This is a genomic window from Candidatus Pelagibacter sp. uisw_091 (assembly GCF_059512525.1).
The window spans coordinates 414,422-428,742 of sequence record NZ_CM183455.1; the positions used below are offsets into that span (position 1 = coordinate 414,422).

Annotated in this window: 16 protein-coding genes; 12 read left to right on the forward strand and 4 right to left on the reverse strand. The window is 31.3% G+C overall.

Translation table 11 applies throughout. The features are described 5' to 3' along the window. Positions 1–13 precede the first annotated feature (13 nt). Both AC5YGA_RS02210 and AC5YGA_RS02215 read left to right on the forward strand, forming a co-directional pair. Positions 14–526, forward strand: coding sequence for a gamma carbonic anhydrase family protein (locus AC5YGA_RS02210; RefSeq protein WP_415309115.1), 513 nt, complete (start codon positions 14–16; stop codon positions 524–526). 7 nt (positions 527–533) lie between these two features. Beyond that, positions 534–1,316, forward strand: a complete 783-nt coding sequence (locus AC5YGA_RS02215; protein WP_415309116.1) for a fumarylacetoacetate hydrolase family protein — start codon at positions 534–536, stop codon at positions 1,314–1,316. Here AC5YGA_RS02215 and AC5YGA_RS02220 read toward each other — a convergent pair. Then, a complete protein-coding gene (locus AC5YGA_RS02220; RefSeq protein ID WP_415309117.1) occupies positions 1,313–1,912 on the reverse strand; it encodes a pyridoxamine 5'-phosphate oxidase family protein in 600 nt (199 codons plus the stop codon). The two genes, AC5YGA_RS02215 and AC5YGA_RS02220, sit on opposite strands and share 4 nt — an antisense overlap. A gap of 6 nt (positions 1,913–1,918) precedes the next feature. Further along, entirely contained in the window at positions 1,919–2,788 is an 870-nt protein-coding gene (locus AC5YGA_RS02225; protein ID WP_415309118.1) for an NAD(P)-dependent oxidoreductase, read from the reverse strand. 26 nt (positions 2,789–2,814) lie between these two features. Between AC5YGA_RS02225 and AC5YGA_RS02230 the strand changes: the two genes are divergently transcribed. Further along, a complete protein-coding gene (locus AC5YGA_RS02230) occupies positions 2,815–4,011 on the forward strand; it encodes an MFS transporter (protein ID WP_496170017.1) in 1,197 nt (398 codons plus the stop codon). 42 nt (positions 4,012–4,053) lie between these two features. Continuing rightward, positions 4,054–4,581: a DNA-directed RNA polymerase subunit omega gene (gene rpoZ, locus AC5YGA_RS02235; protein ID WP_415309120.1), complete on the forward strand. Its 528-nt coding sequence runs from the start codon at positions 4,054–4,056 to the stop codon at positions 4,579–4,581. On the opposite strand, the gene AC5YGA_RS02240 is transcribed toward rpoZ, so the two are convergent. Beyond that, a complete protein-coding gene (locus AC5YGA_RS02240) occupies positions 4,578–5,723 on the reverse strand; it encodes a CaiB/BaiF CoA transferase family protein (RefSeq protein ID WP_496170018.1) in 1,146 nt (381 codons plus the stop codon). The genes rpoZ and AC5YGA_RS02240 overlap by 4 nt on opposite strands. Before the next feature lie 91 nt (positions 5,724–5,814). Here AC5YGA_RS02240 and dctP point away from each other — a divergent pair, with 91 nt between their 5' ends. From dctP to AC5YGA_RS02270, 6 genes are read left to right on the forward strand one after another with little or no spacing between them, the layout of a single operon-like run. Beyond that, positions 5,815–6,825 carry a TRAP transporter substrate-binding protein DctP gene (gene dctP, locus AC5YGA_RS02245; protein ID WP_415309122.1) on the forward strand — a complete coding sequence of 337 codons (1,011 nt, stop codon included), beginning with the start codon at positions 5,815–5,817 and terminating at the stop codon, positions 6,823–6,825. Positions 6,826–6,875: 50 nt separating this feature from the next. Continuing rightward, complete coding sequence (locus tag AC5YGA_RS02250) at positions 6,876–7,370, forward strand: TRAP transporter small permease subunit (RefSeq protein WP_415309123.1); 495 nt, start codon at positions 6,876–6,878, stop codon at positions 7,368–7,370. Then, on the forward strand, positions 7,370–8,701 hold the full coding sequence (locus AC5YGA_RS02255; RefSeq protein WP_415309124.1) for a TRAP transporter large permease: 1,332 nt from the start codon (positions 7,370–7,372) through the stop codon (positions 8,699–8,701). Before AC5YGA_RS02250 ends, AC5YGA_RS02255 begins: the two co-directional genes overlap by 1 nt. After that, positions 8,691–9,695 carry a tRNA dihydrouridine(20/20a) synthase DusA gene (gene dusA / locus AC5YGA_RS02260; RefSeq protein ID WP_415309125.1) on the forward strand — a complete coding sequence of 335 codons (1,005 nt, stop codon included), beginning with the start codon at positions 8,691–8,693 and terminating at the stop codon, positions 9,693–9,695. The genes AC5YGA_RS02255 and dusA overlap by 11 nt, the downstream gene beginning before the upstream one ends. Continuing rightward, positions 9,695–10,531: a sulfite exporter TauE/SafE family protein gene (locus AC5YGA_RS02265; protein WP_415309126.1), complete on the forward strand. Its 837-nt coding sequence runs from the start codon at positions 9,695–9,697 to the stop codon at positions 10,529–10,531. Before dusA ends, AC5YGA_RS02265 begins: the two co-directional genes overlap by 1 nt. A gap of 6 nt (positions 10,532–10,537) precedes the next feature. Further along, positions 10,538–11,842, forward strand: a complete 1,305-nt coding sequence (locus AC5YGA_RS02270; RefSeq protein WP_415309127.1) for a malonyl-CoA decarboxylase domain-containing protein — start codon at positions 10,538–10,540, stop codon at positions 11,840–11,842. A gap of 16 nt (positions 11,843–11,858) precedes the next feature. Here AC5YGA_RS02270 and AC5YGA_RS02275 read toward each other — a convergent pair whose 3' ends face one another. Next, entirely contained in the window at positions 11,859–12,059 is a 201-nt protein-coding gene (locus tag AC5YGA_RS02275) for a DUF2061 domain-containing protein (RefSeq protein ID WP_415289854.1), read from the reverse strand. A gap of 59 nt (positions 12,060–12,118) precedes the next feature. Here AC5YGA_RS02275 and AC5YGA_RS02280 point away from each other — a divergent pair, with 59 nt between their 5' ends. Together AC5YGA_RS02280 and AC5YGA_RS02285 are read left to right on the forward strand one after the other, a co-directional pair. Further along, positions 12,119–12,523 carry an HIT domain-containing protein gene (locus AC5YGA_RS02280; RefSeq protein WP_415309128.1) on the forward strand — a complete coding sequence of 135 codons (405 nt, stop codon included), beginning with the start codon at positions 12,119–12,121 and terminating at the stop codon, positions 12,521–12,523. A 186-nt stretch (positions 12,524–12,709) separates the two neighbouring features. After that, positions 12,710–14,320, forward strand: coding sequence for a SulP family inorganic anion transporter (locus tag AC5YGA_RS02285; protein WP_415309362.1), 1,611 nt, complete (start codon positions 12,710–12,712; stop codon positions 14,318–14,320). Position 14,321 lies beyond the last annotated feature (1 nt).

Below are 14,321 nucleotides of genomic sequence, written 5' to 3' on the forward strand. Positions count from 1 at the left end.
TAATATATAAGTTATGTTTTATGATTTGGAAGATAAAAAAGTTAAAAATTTAGGTGATAATTGGTCTGCATCTAACGCATCTATCATTGGTGATGTTACTTTAGAAAAAAATACCAGCATTTGGTTTAATGTTACCTTAAGAGGTGATGTTGAAAATATTCATGTAGGCGAAGGCTCAAATGTTCAAGATGGGAGTGTATTGCACACTGATCCAGGCTACCCATTAAAAATTGGTAAAAATGTAACTATTGGTCATTTAGTTATGCTTCATGGCTGCACAATTGATGACAATTCTTTAATTGGAATTGGTGCTGTAATTTTAAATGGAGCAAAGATTGGGAAAAATTGTATCATAGGGGCTAAAGCACTGATCACTGAAAATAAAATCATCCCTGATAATTCTCTAGTTGTTGGATCTCCTGGTAAAATTGTAAGACAAGTCTCAGGTGAAGAAGCAAAATCAATCACTGAAAATGCTATTCACTACCAGGATAACTGGAAAAAATATTCTAAATCAGTATTTTAAAACTGTAATGAGTAACTTTTCTAAAAAAGATTTAGATATATTTACAAATAAAATTTTAGAGGATTATGATAATAAAAATCCTAGTTCAATTTTTAAAGATAAAATCAAAATAACTAATGAAGATGCTCTAATTATTCAGTCAAACGTTGCGAGACTGAGAGTGAAGAGAGGAGATCAAATTATTGGTTATAAGATAGGCTGTGTTTCAAAAGATACTCAAAAAAAAATGGGGTTTACTCAACCAGCATATGGCTACCTTTGGAAAAGTGAATTATATGCTAGTGGCGTAAGATTAGTCAAAAAAGATTACACAAATCCTGCAATGGAAGCTGAATTTGGCATTATATTAAATCGTGATATCAAACTTGAGTTAGCATCTTTTGATTATATAATTCAGTCAATTGAAGGAATTTATCCCTTAATAGAAATTCACAACTTAGTCTTTCATGGAAACGAGCCATACGGTGCAGAACTACTTGCAAATAATGCGATACATGCCGGGGTGGTCATAGGACCAGAAACAAAACTATCAATAGAAAAAATTGAAACTGATCTTAAGCTTATTTATGATAATGAAATTATTGATACTTGGAATAACAAAGTATGGCCAGTTGATATGTTATCTGAATTAAATTGGTTAGTTAATGAGCAAGCTAAAAATAATAATTATCTAAAAAAAGGTGATTTAATTTTAACAGGTGCTTATGGTTTTCCTGTTCCAATAAATGATAAAAAATTAATTGAAGTTACATCATCTGCATTTGGAGATGTAAAAGCTAGTTTTTATTAAGGAATTAACCAAGTATCTTTGTTATTCTCTAAATCAAATCTAGCTCTACGGTGACCCTTAGCTGCTAAATAAAGCCACTCAATACTTTTAATTTTACATTGAATAACAGTAAAGTTTTTATATCCCACCTCACTTTGCTCCATTGTAAATTCAAAATTATCTAACTCAGGTTTTAACCCTGAAGTAGGGGTTTCAGATAATGTTCCTGGTCCGTTGTCTACTAAATAACACTTTCTACTCATATGACCTGTTTTTAACCAAGATTGTTTTGTAATATCATTTTCATGATTAACGGTGCATTCAACTTTAAGCCTAACTTGAATCTTTTCATCCTTGTCATAAAATAATATTGCCGCATTTTTATTTGCTTTTAATTTAGCAATTTTATCTGATCTGATATCACTATGATATTGTATTAAGCTACTTTCTCGATCTGATTTTCTAAGGACTACAATTCTTCCATCAAAGTCATCTTGGCCACCACAAATAAATACTGGAATTCTAAATTGAGAACCTCTATCTTTGATAGCATTATCTAGCATTGACCAGATCTTATTTTTGATCTCTTCAAAATCTTCGTAGTATGTTGGTTGCATTATAGATTATTTACTAAGTCTTCTAATCAAACTAGAAGTGTCCCAACGGTTTCCACCCATCTCTTGAACTTCGCCGTAATACTTATCAACAACCTCAGTTACAGGTAAGAGAGAGCCATTATTTTTAGCTTCATCCATTGCAATTTTTAGATCTTTTCTCATCCAATCAACTGCAAAACCAAATTCAAATTGATCATCAATCATCGTTTTGTACCTGTTTTCCATTTGCCAAGATTGAGCAGCACCTTTAGATATAACTTCAATTACATCTTGCATATTTAAACCAGCTTTTTTTCCAAAGTTAATCGCTTCTGATAAACCTTGAACTAGACCAGCGATACAAATTTGATTAACCATTTTTGCTAGTTGACCATTTCCTGCACCACCTAATAATTTCATCTTTTTGCTATAGCAATCAATTTTATCTTTAGCTTTATCAAAATCAGCTTGATCACCACCAATCATAACAGTTAGTGCACCATTTTCTGCACCAGCTTGACCACCTGATACTGGTGCATCTAATGATCCGAATCCATTTTTTTTTGCAAATTCATAAATCTCCCTTGCGATTGTTGCAGAAGCTGTAGTGTTATCAATATAGATAGCACCTTTTTTAATTGTTTTAAAAATACCATTATCACCAAAAGTTACTTCACGAAGATCGTTATCATTTCCAACGCATGTGAATATATACTCTGCACCTTCTGCTGCTTCTGCAGGAGTATTGGCTTTTGATCCTTTAAATTCTGCGACCCATTTATCTGCTTTTGAAGAAGTTCTATTATAAACAGTTACATTGTGACCAGCTTTTGATATATAACCAGCCATTGGATAACCCATGACACCAAGACCAATGAAAGCAACATTACAAGACATAAATTTTATTTCCTATGTTTAAAAGTTTGAATTTTAAAGTAATTTTATTTGGATTTATATTTACATTTTTTTCAAGTTTTGGACAGAGTTTTTTTCTTGGTTTATTCAATTCAAGCATAAGAGACGCACTTTATATCACGCACGGTCAATTTGGATCAATATATGCGTCTGCAACTTTATTAAGTAGTTTTATACTTGTTTGGATTGGAAAAAAAATTGATGACTTTAATATCTTAAAATTTGCATCTTATGTTATTGCTTTACTAGCCATTTCTTGTTTCTTATTTTCTAAAATTTCATCAGTCGTTTTCTTGTTTCTATCAATTTTCTTAATGAGATTATCAGGACAAGGACTAATGTCTCACACCGCAACTACAACAATATCAAGATTTTTTGAAAAAACTAGAGGACGAGCACTAAGTATAACTTGGCTTGGTTTATCTTTAGCCGAATTTATTCTACCATTATTGATTATCTTTCTATTAACTTTTGTTGATTGGAGAAATATTTGGATAGTTATTTCAATTTTTGTCATTGTAGTGTTGCCAATTATTACTTTTTCATTAGTAAAAAATATCAAGTTAGATTCAAGAGAAACTGTAAGTCTTAATGAGGTTAAGACAAAAGAAATTAAACAATGGAAAAGAAGTGAGGTATTAAAAGATTATAGATTTTATATTATTTGCATAACCATGTTAGCGATGCCTTCAATTGCAACAGGTACATTTGTTTATCAATCATTTATAGTGTCATCTAAAGGATGGGGACCCTATGTAATAGCTCAATCCTTTATGGTGTACTCTATTTTATCAGTGATCACTTTATTTTTGTCTGGGTTCTTGATTGATAAATTTACAAGTAGGAAGTTATTAATCTACATGAACATTCCATTATTATTTGCTACATTTGTACTTTATTATTTTAATTCACCATTTTCATCTTATGTCTTCCTAGGTTTAATCGGTATATCAAATGGCTTGGCTAACGTTTTGGGTTCTGCTACCTGGGCTGAAATTTATGGAGTTAAATATATCGGTTCTATTAAAGCACTAACAACAGCTTTCATGGTATTTTCAACGGCATTTGGAACAGCTCTATTTGGAATATTGATCGATAATAGTTTTTCGATTGAACAAATTGCCTTAGCTTCAGGCTCATACACATTAATTGCAATATTCCTTCTATTCTTAATAAAAAATAAGTTAAATCCACAATATTTGTAAAATTAACCTTGATTTTTTTTAACCACCGTATAGATACTGCGCATGGCTAGAGTTACGGTAGAAGATTGCATAGATAAAGTAGATAGTCCTTACGAATTAGTATTGGTTGCTAAAGAAAGAGCAGTTCAATTAAATTCAGGTCTAGAACCTACCCTTGATAGAGATAATGACAAAAATACGGTTATATCTTTAAGAGAAATTGCAGCAGACACTATTAAAGTTTCAGACTTAACAGACAGTGCTATTCATAAACTTAGAAAACACGTTGAACAAGTTGACGATGGTACTGAGGATGATGAAGTTGTAGGTGATGATTTTGAAAGCATGTATAAAGGTGAAATTTCTAAAAGTGGAACACCTATTTTACCATCTAAAAGAGCTAGAAAAATTCCAGAAAAAATTCAAGTTGCACCAGAAGATTTAGAAGAATTGACTGCAAAAGCAGAACCAGAAGTAGACGTTGATTCTGAGTTAGAAGTTACTAGTGAAGAAACTGAAGTTTCTTTAGATCAAATAGCTGAGACAGAAACTGCTGAGGATAGTTCGGAAGAAACTGAACCAAACAGTTAATTATTAAATTCCTTTAAGATTTTTTCCCTGTGTTCATCTAAGTCTGGAATATCACCACGCGTTGTTTCATCCTTATAATTAGACATTTTAATTGGATTGCCTGCTAATTTGAAATCTCCAATTACTTTGTGATGTGCTTTAACAATCATGTTTCTTGCTTGAACCTGAGGGTTTTCAACAGCTTCTTTTATATTAAATATTGGACCACATGGAATTTTTTCTTTTTCCATTTCACTTACCCACTCATCAGTATTCTTAACAATAAGCTTATCTTCAAGTATTCTTTTAAGATCATTCATATTTTCCGATCGTAATGAATTTGTATCAAATTTTGGGTCTTTAGAAATTTCAGGAATATTTAAAACATTACAAAGTTTTTCAAATAGTTTTTCATTACCAGCTGCTATAATGATGTGACTATCTTTTGTTTTAAAAGCTTCAAATGGAGCAATAGATGGGTGACGAGATCCCATTGGTTTTGGTATTTCATTTTTAGCGAGGTACCTTGCAATAGCATTTTCTAAAATGGCAATCTGGCAGTCAAGCATTGAAACATCAATAAAAGTTCCTTTGCCAGTTTTTTCTCTATCATAAAGTGCTGCATTAATTCCAACGGTAGTAAATAATCCTGCAGTAATATCTCCAATAGATGTACCGACTCTTGTTGGTTCAGAATTTGGCTGACCAGTAACACTCATTAAACCACCCATACCTTGAACGACCATATCATAAGCAGGTAATTCTTTTAATGGACCAGTTTGTCCAAAGCCTGATGCTGATGCATAAATTAATCTAGGATATTTTTTACAAACGTCTTTCCAGCCATAACCCCACTTCTCCAATGTGCCTGGTTTAAAATTCTCAACTAAGATATCTGCTTTAGCTAGAATTTTATCGAATATTTTTTGGTCATCAATATTTTTTAAATTTAGAGCAATGCTTTCTTTACCTCTATTTAGTGACATGAAATAAGCAGAATAATCTTTAATAAAAGGTCCAAATTTTCTAGAGTCGTCTCCAACTTCTGGTGCTTCCACCTTTATCACGCGTGCTCCTAGATCAGAGAGCATCATGGTGCAATAAGGACCAACTAATACTCTAGTTAGATCAAGAACTAATAGATTTTTTAAAGGACCATCCATATATTGTATAGTTAGGTATTTGTGTAGTATTGACTCTTATCAAGAACTTTAATTATATGCATCATTAAAATAACTAATGAGAGGAATAATAATGTTTAAAAAAATATCTTTATATTTTACAGTATTAGTTTTAGTTTTATCAACAGTTGGTTCTGCTTATGCGGTAACGTTAAAAGCAAGTCACCAATGGCCTGGTACACCTAGAGCTGATGGATCTTTTGACCCACGTCATGAAATGGTACAAATTATTGCTGACGAAGTAAAAAAAGCTAATGTTGACATCGATATTAGAATTTACCCAGCAAAATCTTTATACAAACCTAAAGAACAATGGAAACCAATGACTACTGGTCAATTAGATATATCTGCTTTTCCTTTGGGTTACGCATCAAAGTTTCACCCAGAGTTTAGTGCAACTTTAATGCCAGGAACAGTTAAAAACCATGATCACGCTTTAAGATTTAATAAATCTCCAATGATGACAGAGATTAAAAAAATTATTAATGATGCAGGTGTAGTTGTTTTATCTGATGCTTGGTTAGGTGGTGGTTTTGTTTCAAAAACAAAATGTATTAGAAAACCTAGTGATGCAAAAGGTCAAGTAATGAGAGCAGCTGGAAAAGCATTTAACCAAATGCTTGAAGGTGCAGGAGCTGGTATTCAAAGTATGCCATCTTCAGAAATTTATACTGGTCTACAAACAGGTGTATTAACTGGTGCAAATACTAGTTCAGGAAGTTTTGTAAGTTACAAAATTTATGAACAAGTAAAATGTGCAACACCTCCAGGAAAATTTGGTCTATGGTTTATGTATGAGCCGATCCTAATGTCTAAGAAATCTTTTGATGCTTTAAGTTCTAAGCAACAAAAAGCTCTTATGAAAGCTGGAAAAGTAGCTGAAAAATATATGACAGCACAAGTAGCTAATCTTGATAAGACATTTGAGGATGCTTATAGAGATGCTGGTGTTGAGCTAGTATATATGACAGCTGCAGATCACGCTGAATGGATCGAGATTGCAAAAAAAACTGCTCACAAAGCATTTGCAGAGCAAGTACCAGGTGGTGCTAAGCTTATGGAAATGGCTTTAGCAGTTAAATAAAATAATATATAAGAAACCCCTATTTGTGAAAATGAATAGGGGTTTTTTTTATGAAAAAAAAATATTTAAAATTTTGTAATTATACCTCCCAAGCTTGTGGAGCTTTTGCTGTAGGGGCTTTGATTTTATCAATTTTAGTAATTGTTGAGCTTGTTTTTGAAAGATATTTTTTTCAACGGGCTATTACATGGCAAACTGAATTAGTGACTATACTGCTTGTTGCATCTACTTTTATTGGTAGTGCTTATGTTTTAAGTGAAAAAGCCCATGTAAGCATGGAATGGATATATGATTTTATGTCTAAAAAAAATATTATTAAGCTTAAAATTTTTACTTCATTATTAAGCTTATGTTTTTTCTTAATTCTATTTTATTTTGGTTTTTTGATGGTTGAAGAAGCATTTACCAAGAATTATACAACAGGAACTATTTGGGACCCACCATTATGGGTACCATATTCTTCTATGCTAATTGGTTCTATTTTAATGATACTTCAGTATATTGCTGAAATAATTAAACTTTATGATGAGGGGGATTTTAAATAATGGACCCACTTACAATTGCTATAATAGTTGCAGTTTTTACTTTAATAGTTTTATTTTCAGGTATTCCAATAGCCTTTGGTTTAAGTTTTGTCTCGATAACATTATTAGTGACTTTTGAGGGACTGCAAATGTTAGATGTCTTTGCGGAAACATTTTATGCAGGCTTAAATTCTTTTGTACTATTATCAATTCCAATGTTCATACTTATGGGTATGGCAGTTGCTCATTCACCTGCAGGAAAAGATTTATACACTGGCCTTGATAGATGGCTTTGGAGAGTACCGGGTGGTTTAGTTATTTCTAATATTGGCGCATGTTCAATATTTGCTGCTTTAAGTGGGTCAAGTCCAGCAACATGTGCTGCAATTGGTACTATGGGAATTCCTGAAATGAGAAAAAGAGGTTACTCTGATCAAATTGCTACAGGAACAATTGCTGCTGGAGGAACTTTAGGAGTTTTAATTCCACCAAGTATAGTTTTAATCGTATATGGAATGGCAACAGGAACTTCTATTGGAAGATTATTTCTTTCCGGAGTTGTTCCAGGTTTTATGTTAGCAAGTCTTTTTGCAATTTGGGCATTAATACACAGTTATTTTATTGATAAAAATGCAGCTAAATTATTAAGAAATAGAAAACCACCAACACTAAAAGAAAAACTAGAAGTTCTTCCTAGAATTTTTCCGTTTTTGGCAATCATACTCGGCGTTTTGTATGTCTTGTATGGAGGAGTTGCGACACCATCAGAAGCCTCAGGTGTTGGAGCATTTTTAGTTTTTATAATGATAGCTGTTGTTTATAAAATTTATCAGCCTAAGAAAATTTGGAATATCGTTAAAATTTCGATGAAAGAAAGTGTAATGATAATGTTTATTATTGCAGCATCCTACCTTTTTGCATTCACCTTATCTCAATTATACGTAACCCAGTCACTTGCTCAAAGCATGATTGAACTAAGTAGCAATAAATGGATAATTTTTTTATTAGTAAATATTTTTCTTTTAGTTGCTGGCTTCTTTTTACCACCAGTAGCTGTTATTGTAATGACTTCAGCTATATTGTTACCTGTTATAACTACGTTAGGTTTTGATCCATATTGGTTTGCGATTGTATTTACAATAAATATGGAAATAGGCTTAATCACACCACCAGTTGGATTAAATCTTTACATAATTAAAGGCATAACACCAGACGTAAGCTTATCCACAATCTTAAGAGGATCTTTTCCATTTATGATGATGATGGTTTTATCCATACTTATATTATGTATCTTTCCTGAGATAGTATCTTGGTTACCTGATAAACTAATGGGCAAACCCCTTGGATATTAAAAAAGAAATAAATAGAAAAATTTCAGTAGCACCCATGATGGATTGTACTGATCGTCATGATCGTTACTTTCTTAGGTTGATGAGTAAGAACGTTATGCTGTACTCAGAAATGGTTGCAACAAAATCTGCAATTCATGGAGATCAAAAAAAAATTCTATCTTATAGTCCAGAAGAAAAACCTCTAGCATTACAAGTTGGTGGATCTGATAAAAAAGAGTTAGCAGAAGTTGCAAAGATTGCAGAGGACATGGGCTATGATGAAATTAATATAAATCTAGGTTGCCCCAGCAAAAAAGTTCAAAAGAATATGTTTGGTGCTTGCTTGATGAGAGAACCTGATCTTGTTGCAGAATGTATCGATTCAATGGTTAATGCTTGTAAAATTCCAGTTACTGCAAAAACTAGAATTGGATTTGATGATACTGAAGAATTTGATTATTTAAATAATTTTATACTAAAGATGAAAGGTGTTGGTTGTGGTACTTTTATATTACATGCCAGAAAGGCTATTTTAACTGGAATGTCACCTAAGCAAAATTTAAATATTCCAAAACTGAACTATGGAATGGTCTATAAAGTTAAAGAAGAAAATCCAGATTTAGAAATTATTATTAATGGAGGTATTTCAAAAATTGATGAAATTAAAAACCATTTAACTTTATGTGATGGAGTTATGATTGGTAGATCCATATATCAAAATCCTTATTCGTTAGTTGAAATTGAAAATGAAATTTTTGGAACAAAAGAAAGACCTACAAGAGAAGAAATTGCTGAGAAACTACTAGAGTACCTTGAGAAAGAAGTTAAGCTTGGCACAAAAGTAAATCATATTATGAGACACACAGTTGGATTATATCATGGTCAAATTGGTTCAAAAGATTGGAAAAGATATTTAAGTGATAATATGATGGCAAGAGATTCAGATTTTCAAAAATCAAAACATATAATGACAATTGTACAAAATAATGAGAAAGCTAATCAAGTTAGCTCATAATGGAAAACTTGAACTACGGTGAAATAATTAACCTGCTAGCGGTCCTTGCAATATCTGCTGCTGTAGCAGGTTTCATGGCTGGATTACTTGGTGTTGGAGGTGGAATTATAATGGTTCCAGCTTTATATTATGCTTTTACGGTATTAGATTTTGAATTAGCAACTAGAATGCATTTATCAGTAGGAACTTCTTTAGCAATTATTATCCCAACTTCAATAATTTCGACCAAGACTCATATGGAATATGATGCGGTGGATTTCAAAATGGTAAAATCCTTTGGTATATTTATCTTATTGGGAGTTATAGTGGGGACTTTTTTAGCAGTAAATCTAAAGACACCAACTCTAGTATTATTCTTTTCAATATTTGCTTTTATGGTAGGTTTATTTTTTATTTTCCTTAGAGAAAAACTTGTGGAAAATCCTAAAACAATTTCTAACATTGTTAAAAACATTTCAGGTATTGTGATTGGTTTTATTTCAGTGCCTCTAGGTATTGGTGGTGGATCTTTAATGGTACCATTTATGAGAACTTTTGGTTATGACATAAGAAAATCGATTGGCACAGCTGCAGCAGTTGGTTTTTTGATTTCACTTAGTGGAACGATCACAATGATTATGGGTGGAAAGATAATTGATAATATCAATACTCCTTTTAGTGTGGGTTATATAAATCTATTAGGGTTTGCAGTATTTGTTCCAGTTACAATGATTATGGCCAGGTTGGGAGCAAAAGCTGTTTATAAAATAGATAAAAAACTATTAAGTAAAATATTTGGCACTTTTTTACTCATAGTATCCATAAGATCTTTCGTTGAATATTTAAATATTATATAATTAATTATGTTTAATTTTAAAGAGATAATTTCATCCATTGCTGACGCAGGTCAAAAACTTTTTAGTAAAAAAAATATTAAAAAAAATGACTTAGAATCTATTATATCATTATGTGATGATTTAATTTCACATAAAGGGGCAGCATTCGGTATTACTGTAGCTAGAGATATTACTGAATTATATCAATCTTTATCTCCAGAAAATAAATTATTATTTTTTAAAAAAATTAATGATAAATATAAGCCCAGCTTTACAAAAGTTAACGAAGCAATTGAAAATTATACGAAATCTCAAAATGAAAAAACTTTGTCTGATTTATTTAAAATTTCTGAAGGTAAGAGAAGAGAACTTTTTAGAAGAATGAATATGGCACCAAATGGAACTGCGAGTATAGTTGCGTTAAGAGAAGATTTAATAAGAGTATTAAAAGACAATAAAGAACTTTCAAGATTAGATAATGATCTTAGACATTTATTTAGAGCTTGGTTTAATCCAGGATTTCTTAAACTTGTTAAAATCACATGGGATACAAAAGCTGCAGTTTTAGAAAAAATAATTAAATACGAAAGAGTTCATCAAATAAAAGATATGAACGAACTTAAAAGAAGGTTAGGTAAAGATAGAAGGTTTTTCTCTTACTTTCATCCAGCCCTTGAAGATGAGCCTATTATTTTTGTTCAAGTAGCCCTTACAAAAGGTCTCGGTAAATCTATTCAAGAATTAATGAAGCCGACAAATAATGAAGAAAAATTTTATGATACAGCTACTTTTTATTCAATTAGTAACTGTCAAGAAGGTTTATCAAGAGTAACCTTGGGTAATTTTTTAATAAAGAGAGTGGTTTATGAAATACAAGAAGAACTACCTCATATTAAAAACTTTGGTACCTTATCACCTATACCAGGGTTTGCTGATTGGTTTACTTATTTAGAGGAAAGTAAGATTAAAAATATTTTAGGTGATCTAAAAGATCAAGATGCTATCTTTTTAAAATCTCAAGACTTAAAATTAGGTGACAGTAGAATTGTAAGAAATAAAGAAGCTATAATAAAATTAGTAGCTCATTATATTGTTAATGAAAAAAATGAAAAAGGATTACCAGTGAATGATGTTAGTAGATTTCATTTAGGCAATGGAGCAATTGTTGATGATATAGTTGTTAATGCAAATATTTCAGAAACTGGCTTTAAGAGATCTTACGGTGTGATGGTTAACTATCTTTATGAACTTAAAAATATAGAAAAAAATCATGAAGAATACATGAACAATAACAAAGTAATCGTCTCTGATAAAATAAAGAAATATTTATAAATATATTCTTTCTAATTTAATTAAGACCCCACTTAACTTTATTCCAGATCCTTTCATGAAAATAATAAAAAAAGAGAGGAATTATAGAGCCTAACCCTAATATTCCAGCACCCTTAAAGCTACCAGTAAAAATATACCCAAATATTACCCAGTAGATAAAAATAAAAAGTCTCCATGAAAATGTTTTAGCAACGGAACGTATTTGTTTATCTGCCATAATGGAATTAGCCTATAATAATTTTTGCTTATAGAACATATTTATATTAATATTTAACTATGACTAATAAAGTAAGTAAAGATTTTCTAAAAGATTCTCACTTAATAACTGATTTAAAAATGTGTAGTATTCGTTTAATTGATAATGCTAAATTTCCTTGGATCATTTTAATTCCTAAGAGAAAAAATATAGCCGATATCTCAGAACTCAACTCCAAAGATCAAATGTTACTTATGAAAGAAATTGTTCATTGTAGTAAGTTAATGAAGAAAATATTTAAAACAAAAAAACTTAATGTTGAAAAAATTGGAAATATTGTTCCTCAATTACACATTCACATAATAGCACGTTATAAAAAAGATATTACGTGGCCACTATCTGTTTGGGTTACTAAAGGGAAACCTTATTCAAAAGAATCTTTAAAAAAAAATGTTGATGTGTTAAAAAAATTTTTTAAAATTTAGGGTCGGGGTGGTTTCAGTCTCCCTACGCCACCCTTGTATTACTTGTATGTGATTCTCTTTGAATAGTTGTACACTTAATAATTGAAAGTAGACTTTATCAACTACTTGCTTTATTAGATTGCTAAGCATCCTTTAATATTAACAAATATAGTAAAATACTTGAAAAAAATAAAACCTCATTCACAAATTGCATCAAAAGCAATTTTAGGCATTGTAAAGTCTTTTAGATTTAATTCGCAAAATTATATTCCAAGGGAAGGATTATCTTTCTCTCTTTTTAGAATTGAAATTTTGTCTGGATTAACAGTAGCTTTAGCTTTGGTTCCGGAAGCTATTGCATTTGCTTTCGTTGCTGGTGTTGCGCCTTTATCTGGCCTTTATGCAGCTTTTATAGTGGGTTTAATTACAGCCTTGGTGGGAGGTAGACCTGGAATGATTTCAGGGGCGACAGGTGCTTTAGCTGTTGTAATGGTTGCGCTTGTTATTGATCATGGAGCTCAATATTTATTTGCAACTGTAGTTTTGATGGGAATATTACAATTAATTGCTGGTATATTTAAACTTGGTAAATTTATTAGGATGGTCCCAGAGCCTGTGATGCTTGGCTTTGTAAATGGATTGGCAATAGTAATTGGTATATCTCAGCTTAGTCAGTTTAAAACAGTAAATGCTTTTGGAGAGTCAGCTTGGATTACAGGTAACACATTACTCTATTCTATTATATTTGTTGGATTTACAATGTTTATTATTTGGTTTTTGCCAAAAATTACAAAATTATTACCCTCTACATTAGTAGCTATTTTATTTACAACTATTTTAGCTTTAACCTTAGAAATCGACATACCTAATGTTGGTGATCTTGCTAGTGTTAAGGGTGGGCTTCCAGATTTTTCTATTCCAAGTGTTCCTTTTAATATTGATACATTGAAGATTATTTTTCCTTATGCATTCATTTTAGCCTCAATAGGATTAATAGAAAGTTTGTTAACTTTAAATTTGGTGGGAGAAATAACAAACAAAAGAGGTGGGGCTAGCCAGGAATGTTTAGCGCAAGGATTAGCCAATACCGTTACAGGTTTTTTTGGGGGAATGGGTGGTTGTGCAATGATTGGACAGTCTATGATTAATGTGAGGTCGGGTGGTAGAACACGAATAGCAGGTATATCCGCTGCATTATTTTTGTTAATCTTTATTTTATACACATCATCTTATATTGAAATGATACCTATTGCTGCTCTAGTAGGTGTCATGTTTATGGTTGTGATAGGAACATTTGCCTGGAATTCTTTAAAAATTTTATTTTTTGTACCAAAAAGTGATGCTTTAGTGACAATACTTGTAACTGTCGTAACAGTTTTAGAAGATTTAGCAGTTGCAGTAATAGTAGGGGTAATTGTTTCTGCGTTAGTTTTTGCGTGGAAATCAGCATCAAAAATTAGAGCAACAGAGAGGCCATCTAAAACAGAAAAGGGTGCAAAAGTTTATGAAATAGAAGGACCACTTTTTTTTAGTTCAACAAATAGTTTTCTTGAACTTTTTAATCCATCTGAAGATCCAAATATAATTATTATTGATTTTGTAAGATCTAAAGTAATTGATCAATCTGCCTTAAAGGCAATTGAAGATATTGCTGACAAATATAATGGCTATGGAAAAAAAGTTAAACTTAGGCATTTAACTCGTGATTGTCATAAATTATTAAGTAAAGCAGGACAGCTTGTAGTAGATAGTGATGATGATCCAGATTATGGTGTTGCAGTTGATTATGATGTTAAATTAGGTATTTTTGGAAAATAAT